Below are 20,120 nucleotides of genomic sequence, written 5' to 3' on the forward strand. Positions count from 1 at the left end.
TCTAATTTCTGATGACTTCTGTTGAATTAAGAAAAAAATTTTTAAAGTTTTTTGAGAAAAAGGGGCACAAAATTGTGCCCTCATCTTCTCTTTTGCCTACTGATCCCAGTGTTTTGTTTACCACTGCTGGCATGCAGCAATTTAAAAGTTATTTTTTAGGAGAGAAATCTCCTTATGGGAATAAAGTTGCTTCTTGCCAGAAATGCTTTAGAACATCAGATATTGAGGAGGTTGGGGATATAGCTCATTTGACCTTTCTTGAGATGCTGGGAAATTTCAGCTTTGGGGATTATTTTAAAAAAGAGTCTATTGAATGGGCTCTTGAGCTTTTAACTGAAACTTGTGGATTGAAAAAAGAAAATCTTTGGATAACAGTGTTTAAAGGAGATAAGGAAGTTGCTGAAGACAAGGAATCAAGAGAAATTTGGAAAAAGCTTGGTTTTTCTGAAGAGAGAATTTATGGATTTTCAAGGGAAGATAATTTCTGGGGACCAACTGGTGAAGAGGGGCCTTGTGGTCCAACAACTGAAATTCATTATGATTCAACAGGCAAGCCCTGTTCTTTAGGTAAAAAATGTCTGCCAAACTGTAAGTGCGGGAGATTTGTTGAGTTATGGAATTTAGTTTTTAATGAGTTTTATCAAGACAGAGATAAAAAGTTGACGCCTTTAAAACAAAAAGGGGTAGATACTGGTATGGGTTTAGAGAGATTAGCTGTGGTTGTTCAAAAGAAGCCATCAGTTTTTGAAACTGATTTATTTTCTCTCATACCTCAAAGTCGGGCAGAGAGAATTATTGCTGACCATATTAAGGGGTCAGTTTTTTTAGCTTCTGAGGGAATTATTCCTTCAAATGTTGAGCAGGGTTATATTCTAAGAAGAATCTTGAGAAGAGCAATTCGCTATGGGAAAATTTTAAAAATGCCAAAGAATTTCTTGATTCCTTTAGCTCAAAAAGTTATTGAGATTTATAAAGAGGTTTATCCAGAAGTAAAGTCAAATGAAGCAGATATTTTAACTGTTATCCAAAATGAAGAAGAAAAATTTGAGAAAACTTTAGAACGAGGACTTAGAAAGCTTGAGAAATTAATTAGCAAGAATAAAGACATTAGCGGGGAGGAAGCATTTGACCTTTATCAGAGTTATGGATTTCCTTTGGAGCTTACTGAAGAATTAGCAGAAGAGAAAGGTTTCAAAGTTGATAAAACTGGCTTTGAAAAAGCAATAGAAAAGCATCAAGAGATTTCCCGGGCTGGGAGAGAAAAGAAATTTGGAGGAGTAGGGAAGGAAGCAGGTTTAGAAGCAACAAAGCTTCATACAGCTACCCATTTATTACATCAAGCCCTAAGACAAGTTTTAGGAGAGCATATTAAGCAAATGGGCTCTGATGTTACTTCTCAGCGGCTTCGTTTTGATTTTTCCCATTCAGCTAAAATGACGGAAGAGGAAGTTAAAAAGGTTGAGGAGATTGTTAATCAGAAAATTAAACAGGATTTAGAAGTTAAAAAAGAAGAAATGTCTTACAAAGAAGCAATAAAATCAGGGGCTTTGGCATTTTTTAAAGAGAAGTATCCTGAAAGAGTAAGTATTTATTCTATTAACAAGTTCTCAAAAGAAATCTGCGCTGGTCCCCATGTCAAGCGCACCTCCGAGCTTGGCAAATTTAAAATCATCAAAGAAGAATCTTCTGGCTCCGGCATCCGCCGCATTAAAGCCATTTTAGAATAAAAAAGAATTTTGTGGTAAAATTAAGTAATGGGATTTGATTTTTTTGGGACAAAAAGAAAAAAAGAAAAACTTTTTTTGGTTTTGGATATTGGGACTGAGGCGGTTAAAGGTTTGATTTGTAAGAAAGAGAATAGTAAAATTGTTGTTTTAAGTGCTTCTACCCAATATTTTGAAAGATATGGGGTGTTTGACGGTAGGGATTTTGAGACAGATGTGATAAAAAGAGCTATTTTGAAAACAATTAAGGAAGCTCACCAAAATTTAGGGGCACAGAGGCAAAACTGTAAAAAAAGGCCGGTTTTAGTTGGTCTGCCTCCTAATATTCTGAAAGGAAGAATTGTTTGGCAATCTTTTAAACGAGATAATTCAAAAAAGAAGATTTCTAAAAATGAGCAAGAACTTATTTATCAGCAAGTTTTTAAAGAAGCTCAGAAAGAAATTTCTCAAAGATTTACCAAAGAGTTTGGTATTTTAGTAGGCGATATTCAGTGGATTACTCAAAAAATTCTTGAAATAAAAATTGATGGATATCCAGTGTCAGAACTTCAAGGGTATGATGGGAAAGATTTAGGCATTAAAATCTTAGCAACCTTTTTACCGAAATATTATTTTGAAAATATAAAAAAAATTTTTGGAGATTTACAATTGAAGGTTTTTAAAATAATCCATTTAGCTGAGAATTTGCCCATTGTATTAGAAGATAAAATAGGGGACGGTATTTTCCTTGACGTTGGCGGACAAGCCACCCAAATTTTTTTAGTAAGAGGAGGCAATTTAAAACAAGTTAATGAATTTGAAGCCGGAGGGAAAGTGTTTTCTCAAGAGTTATCCGAGATTTTGGGAATTGATGAAGAGTCAGCTAGAACTCTAAAAGAAAGATATACAAATAAACTTTTAAGTCCTGAAGGTGAAAAGAGAATTAAAGGGATGTTTTTAGAGGAAAAAAGAACTTGGTATGAAAATTTAAAACAATCTTTACCAAAGGAGTTTTTCCCCTCAACTATTTTTCTTTTTGGGGGAGGAAGTTTACTTCCAGAAATTCAGGAAGTTTTAAAAGAAAATGGAATTAGGGTAAAATTTATCTATCCCAAAGACCTAAGAGATATTGAAGACACAATAAAGAATTTAAAGAGTCCTCAGTATGTTCCATCTTTGTTAATTTTTTAACATGGCTAAGAAATTTTATGATATTATTCCTCCAGAGAAGGTAACAGTCATCTCAGAAGATGACAGTCACCCTAAGGTGACTGTCACTCCGAAAAAGAGAATCTTTTTGAAAAGTTTAATTTTTTGTTTAGCTCTTTTGGTTCTCGTAGGAGTCGCGGGTTTTTTCTTTTTTTCTAAAGTAGAAATTGAAATTTGGCCAGAGACAGAGATTTTAAGTTTTAAAGAAACAGTCACTATCGATTTAAATGCGGAACATGCTGACCTTGAAGCAAAAATTATCCCGGGGAAAGTTTTTAGCGACCAAAAATTTACTTCTCAAGAATTTCCTGCTTCAGGTAAAGTTTTAAAGGAAGAAAAAGCCACCGGTATTATCCGGGTCTATAACGCCTACTCTACTTCTGCCCGAACATTAATACCTTCTCGCTTTGTTTCTGCTGAGGGAAAATTATTCAGGTCAGTTAAAAAAATAGTAATTCCTGGGGGGAGATATGAAAAAGGAAAATTTGTTCCCGGTGAGATTGATGCTGAGGTTCAAGCAGCCGAGGCAGGTCCAGATTACAATATTGGACCCTCTACTTTTGCTCTCCCCGCACTTGCTGGTACTTCCTTATATACCGCCATTTATGGAAGATCTTTCTCTCCTATGACCGGTGGTTTTAAAGGTGAAGTTTCTCAGGTTACCCAAGAGGACTTAGAAAAAGCTGAAAATGTTTTAGCTGAGGAATTAAAAAAAGAAAGTAGAGATTTTTTAAAATCAACTCTTTCTACAGATTTTGTTTTATTAGATGAGACAATATCTCAGGAGATTGTAGAGATTGATAGCTCAGTAGAAGCTGGGGCTGGAGTTGAATCATTTAATCTCCAAATTAAGGTTAAATCAGAGGGACCGGGATTTAAGAAATCAGACATAAAAAATTTTGTTAAAAATTGTATTAGTTTAGATATTCCTGAGGGTAAAAAAATTCAAGAAGAGAGTTTAGAAATCAATTATTTTCTTTTAGAGCAAAAGATTGATGAAGAGAGCGAGCCCTCACACCCAAATTTTGGTAGTGAGGGCAAGATTGTTTTAAATTTAGAAATTAAAGCTAAAATCTATTCAGACATTGATTTAACCAAACTTAAAAAAGCTCTTTTAGGGAAGTCCCTTAAAGAAGCAGAAGTATTTTTAAAAGATCTGCCCCAAGTAACTAAAGTTGAGATAAAATCCTGGCCGTTTTTAAAGAAAAAAATTCCAGAAGATATTAATAAAGTTGAAATAAGGTTAAGGATTGACTAATTAAAAAAACTTTGCTATATTAAACAATTATCTAAATGGCGAAAAATAATAAAAAGGTTTATCGGAAAACTGGTGTTGTCTTAGAGGCCTTACCTAGTCTTAATTTTCGAGTAAGGTTGGATGATGGAGAAGAAATAATTGCTCACCTTGCTGGCAAACTGAGAATTCATCGGATTAAGGTTTTACCAGGGGACCAAGTGACTTTAGAAATGACCCCTTATGACGAAAAACGGGGAAGGATAGTGTACCGCGGCAAGTAGATATTAGGTGTTAGATATTAGATGTTAGATTCTTTTTTTCTTTTATCCAATATCCAATATCTAAAATCCAATTATGAAAGTTAGACCCTCAGTAAAAAAAATCTGTAGACATTGTAAAATCGTCCGGAGAAAAGGACGAGTTTATGTTATTTGTAAAAAGAACCCAAAACATAAGCAACGCCAAGGATAATATGCCACGTATTGCTGGGGTTAATATCCCAAAAGAAAAACAAATAGAGATCGCTTTAACTTATATATATGGTATAGGTCGGTCTTTGAGTAGGAGAATTTTAACTGAAGCAGGCATTAATCCTAATTGCCGGGCTTCTGAATTAAAAACTGAAGAAATCAATAAACTTAAAGACATAATTGAAAAGAAATATAAAATTGAAGGAGGGCTCAGAAGAAAAGTAATGGTGGATATTAAAAGATTACGGGATATTGGCTGTTGGCGGGGAATTCGTCACATTAAAGGACTGCCAATTAGAGGTCAAAGAACTCGAACTAATACCAGGACTGTTCGGGGAAATGTCAGGAAGACAGTGGGATCTGGAAAAAGACCAGCTCCAGAACCCAAGTAAATCATTTTAACATCTTAACGTTTAAGCATTTAAACATTTTGAATTTTATTTTTGTTAATATATTAATATGTTTAAATGTTAGTATGATTTTGTGGGAAAGAAGCGTATCGTAAAAAAAACTGAAGAGGAACTTCTTAAAGAGAGAGAAAAAGTAGAGGCAGGGATGAGAAAAGAGATTAAGGTAAAAGCTCCTCTCAGGACAAAAGAGGGCAGAATTTATATTTCTTCTTCTTACAATAATACCTTGATTACTTTGACTGATCTTCACGGTAATGTTTTAACTTGGACCAGCGCAGGGGCGATTGGCTTTAAAGGAACAAAAAAAGCTACTCCTTTTGCTGCTTCAAAAGTAGCAGAAGGGATATGTTTGACAGCTAAAAAATTAGGAATTCAAAGAGTATCAGTTTTGGTAAAGGGAATTGGCTCTGGTCGGGAGTCAGCTATTAGGTCATTAGCTACTCATGGCTTAGATATTATTTCCATTACGGATGTTACTCCAATACCTCACAATGGTTGCAGACCACCCAAGGTTCGAAGGGTTTAAGGCACAAATGTGATATGCAGGATTCAAAATGTAAAATTTGTCGGCGGCTCGGGGTGAAACTTTTTCTAAAGGGCGATAGATGTTTATCACCAAAATGTTCAATGGTAAAAAGACCTTATCCTCCGGGAGAAAAAGGCAAGAAGAGAACTAGGGCTCTTTCTGAATATGGAAAAGAATTAAAAGAAAAGCAAAAACTAAAATATTGGTATAATCTAAATGAAAGGCAATTTAGAAAATATGTAAAAGAAGTTCTTGCAAAACGAGGAAAAGTAGAAGATGCCGGGGCTTTACTGATAAAAAAGTTAGAGAGCCGTTTAGATAATGTGATTTTTCGAATGGGGTTTGTTTCTTCACGCGTTCAGGCTCGGCAAGTTGTCAGTCATGGTCATTTTTTGGTTAATGGGAAAAAAGTTAATATCCCAGCTTATCAAGTAAAAAGGGGAGATAAGATTACTTTACGTTCTAGGTCTCCTAAAAAAACTATTTTTCAAAACCTTCCTACAACCCTAAAAAAACATAAACCCCCTTCTTGGATTGAACTTAATATTGAAAAATTAGAGGGAAAGATTATTAGCCAACCTAACTTGGAAGAAGCAATTCCGCCAGCTGAAATTTCCACCATTTTTGAATTTTATTCACGGTAAAAAACCTGAAACCTGAAACCTGAAGCCCGGAGCCTGAAACATTTTTAGAAGTTTCAAGTTTCAAGTTTCAAGTTTCAAGAAATTATGATTCTCTTACCAAAACAACCTAAAATTATTAGCAAAAAAGAGAACTGGGCTCGTTTTGAAATTGAAGCCCTATATCCTGGATATGGAGTAACAATTGGCAATTCTTTGAGAAGAGTTTTACTTTCTTCTTTACCAGGGGTAGCTGTTACTCAGACGAAAATTAAGGGGATTCAACACGAATTTTCAGTAATACCGGGTGTCTTGGAAGACGTGATTACTATTGTAATGAACTTAAAACAATTGAGATTTAAAATGTATACTGATGAGCCTCAGAAAGTAACCTTAAAAATTAAAGGCGAGAAAAAAGTGAAGGGTTCTGATTTTAAATTCCCCAGTCAGGTTGAATTAGTAAACAAATCCTGCTATCTTGCTACTTTAACTAATAAAAAAGCAGAACTGGGGATGGAGATTCAAGTTGAAAGAGGTGTTGGATATGAACCAGTTGAACGAAGAAAAAAGCAAGGGAAGTTGGAAGTTGGAGTAATTTCTATTGATGCCATTTTTACTCCTGTTAAAAGAGTAAGTTATAAAGTGGAAAATATGCGAGTAGGGGAAAGGACTGATTTTGATAGATTGTATTTAGATATTGAAACCGATGGAACAGTTACTCCCGAAGAGGCATTTTTTCAGGCCTCAGAAATTTTAGTAAAACACTTTTCTTTATTTGCAGAAATCTCTAAAGCCTTGGCAGGAAAGAGAGTTTCCGAAGAAAAGGCTCCTAAAAAGAAACCCGTTCTTGCTAAACGCGGGCCTACGGCAGCCAAAAAGAAGCAGAAAGAGTCGAAGAAAAAATCAAAGAAACCCGCCTCCGCCAAGAAAGCTTCAGCCGTCGGCTCGACGAAGTCGGCGCGTAAAAAATCAAAGTAATATGCGGAAACTTAAACAAGGAAGGAAACTCTCAAAAAAACGTAACCAACGTAAAGCTCTTCTGAAGGCATTGGCAAGTGCGCTTTTTTTGAATGAGAAAATAAGAACTACTGAAGCTAAAGCCAAGGAGGTTTCTAGGTTTGCTGAAAAATGTATAACCCGAGCAAAAAAAGGAGATTTAGCTTCCAGAAGAATTTTAGCAAAATATTTCGCAAAGCCATTAGTTAAAAAATTAGCTGATGAAATTGGACCAAGATATAAAAAGAGAAAAGGAGGGTATACGAGGATAATTAAGCTGGGTCCAAGAAAGTCAGACGGAGCAAAGATGGCGATAATTGAACTAGTGAAATAAATTTATGGAACGTAAAACTCATACAATTGATGCTACAAACAAGGTATTAGGTAGATTAGCTACAGAAATTGCTGTTTTACTTCGTGGCAAGAATAAACCCGACTTTGCCCCTAACAAAGATATGGGAGATTTTGTTACTGTCAGGAATTTTAGTAAAATCAGAATAACTGGTAAGAAGTTTGGGCAGAAAATTTATTACCGCCACACAGGGTATTTAGGAGGATTGAAGGAAGTTCCATTAAAAAAACTTTTTAAAAAAGATCCTTCCAAAGTTTTAAAAAAAGCAGTTTTCGGAATGCTGCCTAAGAATAAATTACGAGCAAGACAAATTAAAAGACTAAGAATCTATGGCAACAACTAAGAAGACAACAACTAAAAAAGTTAAGAAAGCAAAAAAGGTAGGGAAGAAAACAACTACTAAAAAAAAGGTCACAAAAAAAGAAATTAAGAAACCGAGATCTAAGCCAGCTCGCTATTTTGAGGCAGTTGGCCGGCGAAAAACATCAGTAGCCCGGGTGCGGCTTTTTACTCAGGAAGAAAAATTAATCTTGGTTAATGAAAAACCTTATCAAAATTATTTTCCTACCTCTGAACTCCAACAAACTGCTACCGCTTCCCTTAAAAAGATGAAAGCTCTTGATAAGTTTAGAATTTTGGTTAAAGTAAAAGGAGGAGGGGTTCATTCCCAAGCAGAAGCTGTTAGACATGGAATAGCCAGAGCTTTAGTGGAATTTAATCCTGATTTCCGGAAGCGGCTCAGGAGAGCAGGTTATTTAACAAGAGACCCCAGAATGAGAGAAAGAAAGAAATTCGGTTTAAAACGCGCTCGCAGAGGCCCCCAATGGTCTAAGAGATAATATGTTAAAAGAAATTATTGATAAATTTTATTTGGATAGACAAAGAGATAGAGGACAAGAGCATTTTTATATTAGTGAAGCAGGAAAGTGTCCGCGCCAGATTTTTTTTAAATTTAAAAATGCTCCCAGAAAAAAAATGGAAGCAAATATTTTGAGATTGTTTGACCACGGTGACCATATGCATCAGCTTATTATGAAGCCTTTGCTTAGTACCAGAGACATCCATATAGTTTGTTCTGAAATAGACATTCCTCCCGAAGAATTAGTCAGGGGCAGGGCAGACGCAATAGTTAGCGATGGAAAACAACTTTATGTTTTGGATATTAAGAGTATGAATAGTATGGTTTTTAAGAATTTAAATGAACCAAAACAAGAAAATGTTAGTCAGCTTCAACTCTATTTACATTATTTTAAAATACCAAGAGGAATACTACTTTATGTCGATAAGGATAAATTAGAATTAAAAGAGTTTCCGATAAGTTACAATCAAGTTCAGGCAGAAACCCTTTTAAAGCAATTGGCAACTTTGAAAAAACAGATTGATTCTAATACTATTCCTTCACGCATTCCTGGTTATCCAGAAAATTGGCAGTGTAATTATTGTCAATTTAGAGAAATTTGCGATATGGGGGCCCCAGATGAAATGAACTGGGAAGATTTTAAGAAGAAAATTCAGGGAGTTAATTCTTCCGAAACATAGAGATTTTCTTCAGAGAGAATATATAGTTTTTTATTGCTCCAGAAGATTTTAGGTTCTTTAAACTCAGTTAGGTCAACAATATTTATTTTATCTCTATCGTCGATTTCGGCGATTTTTATTTTATCCCCAGCATTAAAGATTAAATAATGATTCGTGTACCAAAAAACTTCATCAATTTTTTCTGAGAAGCGGGTTATAAATAACTGTTCTCCTGCTTCCTTTTGAGGTTGGTCATATTTTTTCCCCAGAAATAAAACCCAGATTTCATAATCATTAAAATAGACCAGTTTTTGGGAATCTGGAGAGAATTTAAAATTTTTAACTGGTTCAAAAAGTTTCTGGAAAGATTTTTTATTCCCATCAAAAATATATAAAGTATCATTCTCTTCTAAAAGAATATGAGAATTAGAAGCTGTTATCTCGTATTTAGCTTCTTCTTTCAGAGGAAAAGCGATTATATTTAATCTTTCTTCTTGGTTAAAAGAAAGGCCGGTCTTAAAAAGAAATCCTGAGGCATCAAGATAATAAATACTCTCATTAAGAATTGAACAGGTAATAAGATTTTCTAACACGGGTAGAGAGATTTTTTTATCAATTAAATCTACCTCGCTTAAGGCACGGGTTTCCTCGCCTGTTTCACTGGTCAAGGCGAGTAATACCAATAATTTTTGATGATTTTTAGGATGGAAGTAGACTTTTTCCACATCCGAGTTTAAGAAATCAAGAGAAGTTAAAAGCGCGGGAACCTTGTCTATTTCTAAAAGATAATATATCAGTTTCTCTTTTACTCCGACTTCCAACAATACTCTTTTTGAATTAGGAGAAAATTTTAAGTCAAATAGCTGAACTTTTTCTTTGGAAATATCTCCTTCATCAATTAGATGACTTTTGACATTTTTATCTAATTCAAAGAGCTTTAAAGCCCAACCCTGCTTCTTATCACCTTCTTCTCTTAGAATTATTTTTTCCCCATCCGGTGAGAAAAAAAAGTCCTTTGTTTCTTTTGTCATTACCGTAAATCTTGGATTTTCTGGGATTAAAACAATATTTTTTGCTTCGGTAACTTCTCTTTTTCTTATTTCTAATGTTTTTTCCCATGTATGAAACCCTTCTTTTTTAATTTCTACATCATATTTTTTGGACAGGAGATTTTCAACAAGTACTGAGCCGAAGAAAAAATCAGTTTTCTCTTTAAGTTCATTGTCAAGGTAAATTTGGACATTTTTGGGCCAGACCTTAAAATAGAAAACTCCCGGCTGGATAACTCTCTTTGTTTTCCAATCAAACCTCCAACCTAAAGAATAAAAAACAGTTAAGGGGGCTGCTATTAAAAATAAAATTAGCAAAAATAAGAATAGAATCTTTCTGGTTCTCCGGGTCATATATATATTTATTTTACCCTAAACCAACCCACTTGCCAACTTCTAAGTTTTGCTTTAAGATGGGAATATGGAAGAGAAGTTTATCATCAATGGCGGGAAATCCTTGAAAGGGGAAGTGGAAATAAAGGGAGCAAAAAATGCTGCCTTTCCTATATTAGCAGCTGCTCTTTTAACTAAAGAGCCCTGTGTTATTAATAATCTACCTCTTATTGAGGACGTTTTTCAGATGCTCAAGATTTTAGAAGGTTTGGGAGCTGAGATTTCTTGGTTAGGGAAAAGAAAAATTAAAATAAAATGTTCAAAGATTAATCCTTCAAAACTTCCCTTTGATGTTATTGGTTGTTTTCGAGGTTCTATTTTAATTTTAGGTCCCTTGCTGGCTAGGTTTAATAAAGTAAAAATTCCTCCGCCCGGTGGATGCGTAATTGGAGCAAGGCCTATTGATACTCACTTAGATGCTTTTTCTCAGGCAGGTATTAAAATTTCAACAAAAGACGATTTTTATTACTTTGAGGGCAAACAAGAAAAAAAGAAATCAAGCCAGATTATTCTTCGGGAATTTAGTGTTACTGCAACAGAAAACCTTCTTTTGTTTTCCGCCTCCAATTCCCAAAGGGCAATTTTAAAAATTGCCGACCAGGATTATCAAGTCCAAGAATTGATTAAAGTTCTTAAAAAAATGGGAGCTGAGATCAAAGAGGCAGGAACTCATGCTGTAGAAATTGTTGGAGCAGAGAAACTTAAGGGATTTGAGCATACTATAATCTCAGACCCTATAGAAACAGGCACTTTTATAGTAGCAACATTAGCAACCCAAGGAGAAGTCTTGATTAAAAATGCTGAATTTTCTTTTCTTGAACTTTTCTTAAAACGACTCCGGGATTTTGGAGCAAAGTTTGAAATTCTGGGCCCAAAATTAATTAAAATTCTACCTTCAAAAAACCTCAAAATAGATAAAATTCAGAGCTTACCCTATCCTGGAATCCATACTGATTTGTTACCTGAATTAGGGGTTCTGTCAACTCAAACCAAGGGCCCAACTTTAATTCATGACCCTTTATTTGAAGGTCGTTTAAAATATCTTGACGAGCTGAATAAAATGGGAGCTGACATTATTTTTGGTGACCCTCATCGAGCCATGATTTATGGGCCAACTCAACTTCAGGGAATTGAGATTCCTAGTCCGGATCTCCGGGCTGGAGCAGCTCTAATTATCGCTGGATTAATTGCCAAAGAGAAAACAATAATCAATAATATTTATCAGATTGATAGGGGATATGAACGGATTGAGGAGCGTCTTCAACAGCTGGGGGCGGATATAAAAAGAAGAGTTCAAAAATAATAAAATTATGTTTATCAAGAAAATCGGTATTGATTTAGGAACCTGCAATTCAGTGGTTTTTACTCCTCAAAAAGGAGTGGTTTTGAGTGAGCCGTCAGTGGTAGCAGTTGCCCTTACCGAAAATAAAATTCTGGCTGTAGGACAGGAAGCAAAAGAGATGACAGGCCGGACGCCCGATACTATCAGGATTTACCGACCCTTAAAGGATGGAGTGATTGCTGATTATCGAGTTACCGAAGCAATGCTGAGATATTTTATTAAAAAAGCAGCCACAGTTTTTAGGTTTTTAAAACCAGAATTATTAGTTGGAGTGCCAGCCGGTATTACTTCCACTGAAAAGAGGGCAGTGATTGAGGCTGGGATGGCAGTTGGAGCGAGGGCAGTTTATGTGGCAAAGGAGCCGGTTTTAGCTGCGATTGGCGCTGGCATCCCCATCAGTTCTTGCTCAGGGAATATGATCGTTGATATCGGCGGAGGAACTTCAGAGGTAGCTGTAATTTCTCTCGGCGGGATAGTAACTTGCCATTCGCTCAGGGTAGCTGGGGACAAAATGGATTGGGCAATTTCAGATTATATCAAGAAAAAATATAATTTAGCCATTGGTGAGCAGACCGCTGAAGAAATAAAAATAAAAATCGGGACAGCTTTGCCAGAAAAGGAAGAGAGAAAAATAGAAATTCGAGGCCGGGATTTAATTTCTGGATTACCCCAGAACATTAAGGTTACTTCTAATGAAGTTTGCGAGGCAATATCTGACCAACTTGGTGAAGTTGTTCAGGTAGTTAAGATAGTTTTAAGAGATACTCCTCCTGAACTTTCAGCTGATATTATGGATAAAGGAATGATTCTTTCAGGAGGAGGGGCGTTACTTAGAAATATTGATGGACTCATTGCTCAGGTTACCGGGGTACCCTGCTTTTTAGCTGAAGACCCATTGCTTTGTGTAGCAAAAGGAACGGGCGTGGTTTTGGAAAATCTTGAAGCATATAAGAAGAGTATAATGGCTAAGAAATAATATGGTTGATCATCAAAAACAATGGCAATTTTTAAAAAAATCAGCTGAGCTTGGGAAACTTCCCCATGCTCTTTTGTTCTATGGCCAAGAAGGATTAGGGAAAAAGGCATTAGCAATTGAGTTTTCTAAGTTTCTTATCGGGAAAATAAGCCCTCCCGATTTTATTTTAATTGAATCCGAAGGTAAAGAAATCCAGATTGCTCAAATAAGAGAGCTTATAGGAAAACTTTCTTTTAAACCCTATTTAGCTGATTTTAAAATTGCAGTTTTAAATAATGCTCACTTAATGACTCAGGAAGCTCAAAACTGTTTTTTGAAATTTCTTGAGGAACCGAAAGGAAAAACCATTTTAATTTTAGTAACAGCCTATCCTTCATTGTTGCTTCCAACTATTATTTCTCGAGTTCAGAAAGTCAGGTTTTTCCCAACAAAGGGTTTTGAGGTTGAAAATAACGAAGAGTTTATTTCGGACTTAATTAAAATAAGTGAATCTGATTTAGTTTCTCGTTTTCAGTATGCTAAAGATATTTCAACAGAAAATTTAAAAGAGATTTTAGATACCTGGTTAAGATATTTTAGAAGAATATTTATTTCTAGATTAACTGGGCGAGAAACAAAAGATTTTAGCCAATACTCTTTAACTAAACTAAAAGATATTATCAGACATATCCAATCAACAAAATTCTTAATTTTTACAACCAACACCAACTCCCGCCTTGCCTTGGAAATTCTGCTAATGGAGATGTGACTGTAGTCAGGATTTTCAAAATGGCTCCACGCTTTTATAGCTGGGGCTTTTTTTCTCGACAGTGGGGGAATTTTTTGTTATATTAAAATATATATGGAATACAAGGAGATTATTGAGAAAATTAAGCCGGAGATGGAAAAGGTTATCAGTTTTTTAGAAAGGGAATTAGTAAAGATTAGAACGGGCAGGGCTTCTGCTTCTTTGGTTGAAGATGTAGTTGTTGAATGTTTCGGGCAGAAGTTTCCTTTAAAACAATTAGCAGCAATATCTTCTTCGGGGCCTAGACAGATTGTTATCCAGCCCTGGGACAAGTCCTATATTGAGCCAATTGAAAAAGCGATTTCTCAATCAAGTTTAGGCACGGCTCCAGTCGTTGATAAAGATTTAATTCGTATCTCTTTACCTCCTTTAAGTGATGAGTACCGAAAAAATTTGCTTAGAATTTTGTCAGAAAAGCAAGAAGAGGCAAAGAAAACAATAAGACATTGGAGAGGAGAGGCCTGGGAGGAAGTTCAAGAGAGGACTAAACAAGGGGAAATCCGAGAGGATGATAAATTTCGGGCCAAGGATAACCTTCAGGAATTGGTAGATGAATATAATGAAAAGATTGAAGAGATAGGGGAGAGGAAGAAAAAAGAAATATTAGACTAATATGGTTTTAATTATAATTATAGCTTTTATTTCTCTTGTTGTTTTAATAATTCTTCACGAATTCGGCCATTTTATTTTAGCAAAGAAATTTGGAGTAAAAGTTGAGGAATTTGGTTTAGGTTATCCTCCTAGATTGTTTGGCAAGAAAATAGGAGAAACAATTTATTCTTTAAATCTTTTACCGTTCGGAGGTTTCGTTAAGATTTTCGGGCAGGAGAAGAGGATTGATAAACCACGCAGTTTTACCATCAAGCCATTTTACCAAAAAGCCCTTATTATTTTAGGTGGGGTTGTTTCTTTTTGGGTAGTTGCAGCAATTTTACTAAGTGTTGTGATGGGAATAGGGGCCCCGACAATGGTAGAGGATGAAGAAAACCAGGGTTTAGTCAACCCAAAAATTCAGATTACTGCTATTGCTTCTAATTCTCCAGCAGAGGAGGCAGGATTAAAGCTCGGAGACACGATAATGAGTATTTCCGGTACAGATATTAATAAAATAAAAGAAGTTCAGGGATTTACTCAAGCGCATAAAGGAGAGGAAATTATTTTAACAATTCGGAGAGGTAAAGAAGTTTTTGATGTTTCTTTAGTTCCCAGAGTTTCTCCTCCGGAAAATGAAGGACCAATGGGAGTGGCTTTGGCCAGAACAGCCTTGAAATCTTATCCCTGGTATCAGGCACCGATTAAAGGAATTGTGGCAACCTGCAATTTGACTTTAATGATAATTAAAGTGTGGGGAACAACTATAATGAATTTATTTCAGGGTAAGGGGGTGCCTGCTGGGGTAGAAGTAAGAGGAATAGTGGGAATTTTTGGACTATTCATTCAGGTAGGAGCTATGGGAGCAAGTTATTTTTTGCAATTCATAGCTATGATTTCTGTTTCTCTTGCTTTGATTAATGTTTTGCCCATTCCAGCTTTAGATGGCGGATGGTTGTTATTTCTCGTTATTGAAAAATTAAAGGGAAGGCCTTTAAATCAAAAAATCGTTCAGAATATCAGTCTTGTTTTCTTTTTTCTATTAATTGCTTTGATGATTTGGGTTACAATAAGAGATATAAGCAGAATTTTCTAAGGAAAATTCTTAATTTCTAATTTCTAAAAAATGAGGCAGTCACAACTTTTTTCTAAAACTTTAAAAAAAGCCCCAAAGGAGGCAGAAATTGCTTCTCATAAATTATTATTGAGAGGTGATTTTATTTCTCAATTAGCTTCAGGGATATATAACTTCTTGCCTTTAGGACACAGAGTTCACAGAAAAATAGAGAAGGTTGTGCGGCAAGAAATGAATGCGATTGATAGCCAAGAAGTTTTTCTGCCATCTCTACAACCAAAAGAACTCTGGCAAAAGACAGATCGTTGGGACCATATGGAGCCGCCTCTTTTTAAAATTAAAGATAGGCATAAAAAAGAATTTGCTTTAGGCCCAACCCATGAAGAGGTAATCACTGATCTGTTAAAGGGCCGAGTTCAATCATATAAGGATTTGCCTGTTTATCTTTATCAAATTCAAACAAAATTTAGAAACGAAATGCGCTTTACCGGCGGTCTTTTGCGGACAAGAGAATTTGTAATGAAAGACCTTTATAGTTTTCATCCTGATAAAAAAGATTTAGATAAGTTTTTTAATAAAGTTCTTTTGGCTTATGATAAGATTTTTAAGCGTTGTGGATTAAAGGCAATAAAAAGTGAGGCATCCGGTGGAGTATTCACCAAAGAAAAGACCTATGAATTCCAGGTTATGTCAAAAGAGGGAGAAGATAAGATAATTTATTGTCCTAAATGTAATTGGGCTGTTAATTTAGACGTAGCTAAAGTTAGAGCTGGAGGGAAATGTCCTAAATGTAAGGGCAAGCTGATTAAGAGCAATTCTATTGAAGTGGGGCATACTTTTAGATTGGGGACAAAATATTCTAAAGCCCTTAATCTTTATTTCAGAGATAAAAAAGGAGAAAAGAAGCCAGTGGTAATGGGTTGCTATGGAATTGGCCTGGGGAGGTTAATGGCAGCGATTGTTGAGATTAATCATGATGACAAAGGAATTATTTGGCCAAAAGAAGTAGCTCCTTTCCGGGTTCATCTAATTCAGATTGAGGATGATCAGAAAATTAGAAAAGCAGCAGAGAAGCTGTATAGAGATTTACAAAACAAAGCAGTTGAAGTACTATATGATGATAGAACTGATAAGAGTGCTGGAGAGAAGTTTGCTGAAGCAGATTTAATTGGAATACCAATTCGGCTGGTTGTTAGTGAAAAAACATTGAGAGATAGTTCTATAGAGGTTAAAAAAAGAGATGAGAATAAAACATGTTTAATAAAATTTTCTCATATATTTCAAATAATATAGCTATTGATTTAGGAACTGCTAATTCTCTGGTTTATGTTCAAAGTAGAGGAATAGTTATCAACGAGCCCTCGGTGGTAGCAATAAATCAAAAGACCGGCCAAATCCTGGCAATTGGTGAGGAAGCCAAAAAAATGGTTGGCCGGACTCCAGCCCATATTGTTGCTACCAGGCCTTTGGTTGAAGGAGTAGTCTCCGATTTTGAGGTTACCGAGCAAATGTTGAAGTACTTCATTGAAAAAGTTCACAAAAGGAAATTTATTTTAGGCCCTCGGCCTCGGGTTATCGTTGGTGTTCCTTACGGAGTTACCGAAGTTGAAAAAAAGGCGGTTCGTGATGCTGCCGGGAATGCTGGAGCAAGAGATGTATTTTTGATAGAAGAGCCAATGGCAGCAGCTATTGGAGCGAGATTAGCGGTTCAGGAAGCTGGTGGTAATTTTATTGTTGACATTGGAGGAGGAACAACTGAAGTGGCCGTGATTTCTCTTGGAGGGATAGTTATTGCCAAAAGCTTACGCATTGCAGGAGACAAACTTAACGAAGATATAATTCGATTTGCCCAAGAGGAATATAGGTTATTAATAGGAGAGAGGGGAGCCGAAGAGGTTAAAATTGGAATTGGTTCTGCTTATCCCTTAAAAGAAAAAAGAGAACTTCCTTTAAGAGGAAGAAATTTAGTTACCGGATTGCCGGAAGAAATTTTGGTTACTGATGAAGATATCAGGAAGGCTTTAGAAAAATCAGTAAAACAGATTGTTACAGCTATAAAGACCACAGTAGAGGAAACCCCCCCTGAACTTTTAGCCGATATTATGGCAAAAGGGATTTATCTTGTAGGCGGTGGCAGTTTGCTTAAAAAATTAGATGTCTTAATTCAAGAAGAGGTGAAAATTCCTGTTAAAATTATTGAAGACCCAATGACCACAATGGTTAGGGGAGCGGGAATGGTTTTAGAAAATCTTGATGAATTACATGAAATATTAACAGAAAGGGAGGAGATGGAACCACCAAAGTAAATTTCTAATTTCTATGATATCAAAACAAGACGTTCAACATATTGCAAAGCTTGCTCGGCTTGGTTTGACAGAAGATGAGATTAAAAAGTTCCAGAAAGACCTTTCTTCGATTTTAGATTACTTTAAGTCCTTAAAAGAAATTGATGTTTCAAAGATAGAGCCGACCTTTCATCCAGCTGAGCATTTTTTTAAGAGAAAATTAGGGATAATGAGACAAGATAGGGCAGAGCCTCAATCAATTAAAGTAGTAAATAAATTAGTTGAAGCAGCCCCTGAAAAGAGAAAGAGACATATCAAAGTTAAAGCCATATTTTAAATCAAAAATGGAGCTTCACCAACTCACTATCACTCGAGCTCATGAGGGATTAAAGAAAAAAGAATTCTCAGCTTCGGAATTAACTAAAGCTTTTTTAAATAGAATTGGAAAACTTGATAAAAAGATTTCAGCTTTTTTGACAATTACGGAAGATTTAGCTCTTTTAGAGGCAAAAAAAATTGACGATTTGGTTTCAGCTGGCAAAAATATTTCAATTTTAGCTGGTATCCCTTTAGCTGTTAAAGATAATATTTTAGTTGAGGGGGTGAAAACAACTTGTGCTTCAAGAATTCTTGAAAATTATATTGCTCCTTATGATGCAACCTGTATAAAAAAACTTAAAAAATTAGGAGCAATAATTTTAGGAAAGACAAATCTGGATGAATTTGCCATGGGTTCTTCAACTGAACATTCTGCTTTTTTCCCAACCAAAAACCCTCATGATTTGACCCGAGTGCCTGGAGGCAGCTCCGGAGGTTCGGCAGCTGCAGTGGCTGCTGATTTATGCTGCTATGCTCTCGGTTCTGATACCGGAGGCTCTATCAGGCAGCCTGCTTCTTTTTGTGGAGTTGTAGGATTAAAGCCAACTTATGGCGCGGTTTCCCGTTATGGTTTAATTGCTTTTGCTTCTTCTTTAGACCAAATCGGTCCTATTACTAAAACCGCTGAGGATGCTCAGATTGTGCTCCAAGCTATCAGCGGCAAGGATCCGTTAGATTCTACAAGCGTGGAACAAGAAACAAGAAACAAGAAACAAGAAACAAATATTGAAGAATTACGTATTGGAATTCCAAAAGAGTATTTTGTAGAAGGGATGGATAAAGAAGTTGAGAAGATAATCAAACAAGCGATTAAAAAAATAGAGGAAATGGGAGCGAAAATTGAAGAAATCAGCTTGCCTCATACAAAATACGCCTTAGCTATCTATTATCTTATTATGCCATCTGAGGCCTCAGCTAATTTGGCAAGATACGACGGTATTAAATATGGACTGTCAAAATCTGGTAAAGATTTGTTGGGTGTATATTTGAAAAGCAGAGCAGAGGGCCTTGGAGATGAGGTAAAGAGAAGGATTATGCTGGGCACATATGCATTGTCTACGGGTTATTATGATGCATATTATTTAAAAGCTCAAAAAGTTAGGACTTTAATCAAAGATGATTTTAATAAGGCCTTTAAAAAAGTTGATGCTATTTTTACTCCTACTTCTCCAAGCCCGGCTTTTAAGCTCGGAGAAAAAATTGATGACCCTCTCTTAATGTATCTTTCTGATATTTTTACTGTTTCAGTAAATTTAGTGGGATTACCGGCTATTTCTGTACCAGTAGGTTCAATAGGGAAGTTGCCAGTTGGTTTACAAATTATTGGGAAACCATTTGAAGAAAATAAAATTTTAGAAATTAGTAAAATCTATGAATAATATATTTTCTCTTATTTTATCTTCAGTATTTTTATTTTATCTAAAAATTATTTTTGTAATTCTTGCTTTGATTTTTGTAGGCAGTATAATTGCTCTTCTTTTTAAAAACACCTGGTTGAAAAGGCGTATCTTGGAAGACCTGGTAGAGTTTGTTGTTTATAGACCCTTTGGGGTGAAAAGAACTTTCAAGCGATGGGCTAAGATTACCAAAAGATTGGAAACTGGCAAGGAAGCAGAATGTAAGTTAGCTGTGATTGAAGCAGATAGTTTGCTAAACGATATTTTTAAAAAAATGGGATACAGTGGTGAGACAATAGGAGAGATACTAAAGCAATTAGATTCAACTACTTTGCCAAATATTGAGCAAATTTGGGAAGCACATAAAATCCGTAATAATGTTGTCCATGACCCTGATTATCACTTTACTTTAGATGAAGCAAAAAAAACGTTGATAATTTACGAAAAAGCCCTCCGTGACTTAGAGATGTTTTAAACTTCCAAGCAATAAGGTTTACCCTCACACCAATGAAATTGGTAGTGAGGGTTGATTTTTTTTGGAAAATATAATAAAATGGGCCTGCGGGGTGGAGAAGTAGTATCTTGCGAGGCCCATAACCTCGAGACGCGCGTGCAATTCGCGCCCCCGCAACGCCGGTGTAGCTCAGTGGTTAGAGCAGGGTCTTCATAAGGCCAAGGTCGGCCGTTCAAATCGGCCCACCGGCACCAGGCGGGTGTAGCTCAATTGGATAGAGCCCTGGATTGTCGATCCAGTGATTGCCGGTTCGAGTCCGGTCGCCCGCGCATTAAAAAATAAGGGGATTATC

At 35.8% G+C, this 20,120-nt stretch carries 24 protein-coding genes and 2 tRNA genes; 25 read left to right on the top strand and 1 reads right to left on the bottom strand.

From position 1 onward, the window contains the following. Positions 1-11: 11 nt before the first annotated feature. The 13 genes from KJA13_01900 (at position 12) to KJA13_01960 (ending at position 9,062) form a co-directional block, all read left to right on the top strand. Positions 12-1,727 (top strand): alanine--tRNA ligase, encoded by a 1,716-nt coding sequence (locus tag KJA13_01900; protein MBZ9577771.1) that lies wholly within the window; start codon positions 12-14, stop codon positions 1,725-1,727. 27 nt (positions 1,728-1,754) lie between these two features. Continuing rightward, a complete protein-coding gene (locus KJA13_01905) occupies positions 1,755-2,894 on the top strand; it encodes a hypothetical protein (protein ID MBZ9577772.1) in 1,140 nt (379 codons plus the stop codon). Between the two features lies 1 nt (position 2,895). After that, positions 2,896-4,170 (top strand): hypothetical protein, encoded by a 1,275-nt coding sequence (locus KJA13_01910; protein MBZ9577773.1) that lies wholly within the window; start codon positions 2,896-2,898, stop codon positions 4,168-4,170. A gap of 35 nt (positions 4,171-4,205) precedes the next feature. Continuing rightward, positions 4,206-4,430 (top strand): translation initiation factor IF-1, encoded by a 225-nt coding sequence (gene infA / locus KJA13_01915; GenBank protein MBZ9577774.1) that lies wholly within the window; start codon positions 4,206-4,208, stop codon positions 4,428-4,430. 73 nt (positions 4,431-4,503) lie between these two features. Then, a complete protein-coding gene (gene rpmJ / locus KJA13_01920; GenBank protein ID MBZ9577775.1) occupies positions 4,504-4,620 on the top strand; it encodes a 50S ribosomal protein L36 in 117 nt (38 codons plus the stop codon). A gap of 1 nt (position 4,621) precedes the next feature. Beyond that, positions 4,622-5,011, top strand: coding sequence for a 30S ribosomal protein S13 (gene rpsM, locus KJA13_01925; protein ID MBZ9577776.1), 390 nt, complete (start codon positions 4,622-4,624; stop codon positions 5,009-5,011). 163 nt (positions 5,012-5,174) lie between these two features. Then, complete coding sequence (rpsK, locus tag KJA13_01930) at positions 5,175-5,555, top strand: 30S ribosomal protein S11 (GenBank protein MBZ9577777.1); 381 nt, start codon at positions 5,175-5,177, stop codon at positions 5,553-5,555. Positions 5,556-5,569: 14 nt separating this feature from the next. After that, positions 5,570-6,199 carry a 30S ribosomal protein S4 gene (gene rpsD / locus KJA13_01935; GenBank protein MBZ9577778.1) on the top strand — a complete coding sequence of 210 codons (630 nt, stop codon included), beginning with the start codon at positions 5,570-5,572 and terminating at the stop codon, positions 6,197-6,199. An 84-nt stretch (positions 6,200-6,283) separates the two neighbouring features. Beyond that, positions 6,284-7,153 (top strand): DNA-directed RNA polymerase subunit alpha, encoded by an 870-nt coding sequence (locus KJA13_01940; GenBank protein MBZ9577779.1) that lies wholly within the window; start codon positions 6,284-6,286, stop codon positions 7,151-7,153. A 1-nt stretch (position 7,154) separates the two neighbouring features. Beyond that, positions 7,155-7,505 (top strand): 50S ribosomal protein L17, encoded by a 351-nt coding sequence (gene rplQ / locus KJA13_01945; GenBank protein ID MBZ9577780.1) that lies wholly within the window; start codon positions 7,155-7,157, stop codon positions 7,503-7,505. A gap of 4 nt (positions 7,506-7,509) precedes the next feature. After that, complete coding sequence (gene rplM, locus KJA13_01950) at positions 7,510-7,866, top strand: 50S ribosomal protein L13 (GenBank protein ID MBZ9577781.1); 357 nt, start codon at positions 7,510-7,512, stop codon at positions 7,864-7,866. Next, complete coding sequence (gene rpsI, locus KJA13_01955) at positions 7,853-8,362, top strand: 30S ribosomal protein S9 (GenBank protein MBZ9577782.1); 510 nt, start codon at positions 7,853-7,855, stop codon at positions 8,360-8,362. Before rplM ends, rpsI begins: the two co-directional genes overlap by 14 nt. Before the next feature lies 1 nt (position 8,363). Then, positions 8,364-9,062, top strand: a complete 699-nt coding sequence (locus KJA13_01960) for a PD-(D/E)XK nuclease family protein (protein ID MBZ9577783.1) — start codon at positions 8,364-8,366, stop codon at positions 9,060-9,062. On the opposite strand, the gene KJA13_01965 is transcribed toward KJA13_01960, so the two are convergent. Beyond that, positions 9,035-10,444 carry a WD40 repeat domain-containing protein gene (locus KJA13_01965; GenBank protein ID MBZ9577784.1) on the bottom strand — a complete coding sequence of 470 codons (1,410 nt, stop codon included), beginning with the start codon at positions 10,442-10,444 and terminating at the stop codon, positions 9,035-9,037. The genes KJA13_01960 and KJA13_01965 overlap by 28 nt on opposite strands. A gap of 67 nt (positions 10,445-10,511) precedes the next feature. Between KJA13_01965 and murA the strand changes: the two genes are divergently transcribed. The 12 genes from murA to KJA13_02025 all read left to right on the top strand — a co-directional run bounded on the left by murA (position 10,512) and on the right by KJA13_02025 (position 20,097). Beyond that, the gene (gene murA / locus KJA13_01970; GenBank protein MBZ9577785.1) at positions 10,512-11,786 is read left to right on the top strand and encodes a UDP-N-acetylglucosamine 1-carboxyvinyltransferase; all 1,275 of its coding nucleotides are present in this window, start codon (positions 10,512-10,514) and stop codon (positions 11,784-11,786) included. A 7-nt stretch (positions 11,787-11,793) separates the two neighbouring features. Beyond that, entirely contained in the window at positions 11,794-12,801 is a 1,008-nt protein-coding gene (locus KJA13_01975; protein ID MBZ9577786.1) for a rod shape-determining protein, read from the top strand. 1 nt (position 12,802) lies between these two features. After that, positions 12,803-13,549, top strand: a complete 747-nt coding sequence (locus tag KJA13_01980; GenBank protein MBZ9577787.1) for a DNA polymerase III subunit — start codon at positions 12,803-12,805, stop codon at positions 13,547-13,549. A 93-nt stretch (positions 13,550-13,642) separates the two neighbouring features. Then, positions 13,643-14,200, top strand: a complete 558-nt coding sequence (gene frr, locus KJA13_01985; protein MBZ9577788.1) for a ribosome recycling factor — start codon at positions 13,643-13,645, stop codon at positions 14,198-14,200. Position 14,201: 1 nt separating this feature from the next. Then, positions 14,202-15,275: a site-2 protease family protein gene (locus KJA13_01990; protein MBZ9577789.1), complete on the top strand. Its 1,074-nt coding sequence runs from the start codon at positions 14,202-14,204 to the stop codon at positions 15,273-15,275. Between the two features lie 30 nt (positions 15,276-15,305). Beyond that, entirely contained in the window at positions 15,306-16,547 is a 1,242-nt protein-coding gene (proS, locus tag KJA13_01995) for a proline--tRNA ligase (protein ID MBZ9577790.1), read from the top strand. Next, positions 16,508-17,560, top strand: a complete 1,053-nt coding sequence (locus tag KJA13_02000) for a rod shape-determining protein (GenBank protein ID MBZ9577791.1) — start codon at positions 16,508-16,510, stop codon at positions 17,558-17,560. The genes proS and KJA13_02000 overlap by 40 nt, the downstream gene beginning before the upstream one ends. 13 nt (positions 17,561-17,573) lie before the next feature. After that, positions 17,574-17,876, top strand: coding sequence for an Asp-tRNA(Asn)/Glu-tRNA(Gln) amidotransferase subunit GatC (gatC, locus tag KJA13_02005; GenBank protein ID MBZ9577792.1), 303 nt, complete (start codon positions 17,574-17,576; stop codon positions 17,874-17,876). Between the two features lie 7 nt (positions 17,877-17,883). Further along, positions 17,884-19,296 (top strand): Asp-tRNA(Asn)/Glu-tRNA(Gln) amidotransferase subunit GatA, encoded by a 1,413-nt coding sequence (gatA, locus tag KJA13_02010; GenBank protein ID MBZ9577793.1) that lies wholly within the window; start codon positions 17,884-17,886, stop codon positions 19,294-19,296. Further along, on the top strand, positions 19,289-19,789 hold the full coding sequence (locus tag KJA13_02015; GenBank protein MBZ9577794.1) for a hypothetical protein: 501 nt from the start codon (positions 19,289-19,291) through the stop codon (positions 19,787-19,789). Before gatA ends, KJA13_02015 begins: the two co-directional genes overlap by 8 nt. Positions 19,790-19,946: 157 nt before the next feature. Further along, positions 19,947-20,022, top strand: a tRNA-Met gene (locus KJA13_02020). A 1-nt stretch (position 20,023) separates the two neighbouring features. Beyond that, a tRNA-Asp gene (locus tag KJA13_02025) sits at positions 20,024-20,097 on the top strand. The last annotated feature ends 23 nt before the right edge of the window (positions 20,098-20,120 follow it).

It is taken from the genome of Patescibacteria group bacterium, assembly GCA_020148045.1.
Taxonomy (GTDB): Bacteria; Patescibacteriota; Minisyncoccia; order Minisyncoccales; family GWA2-38-27; genus JAHCRG01.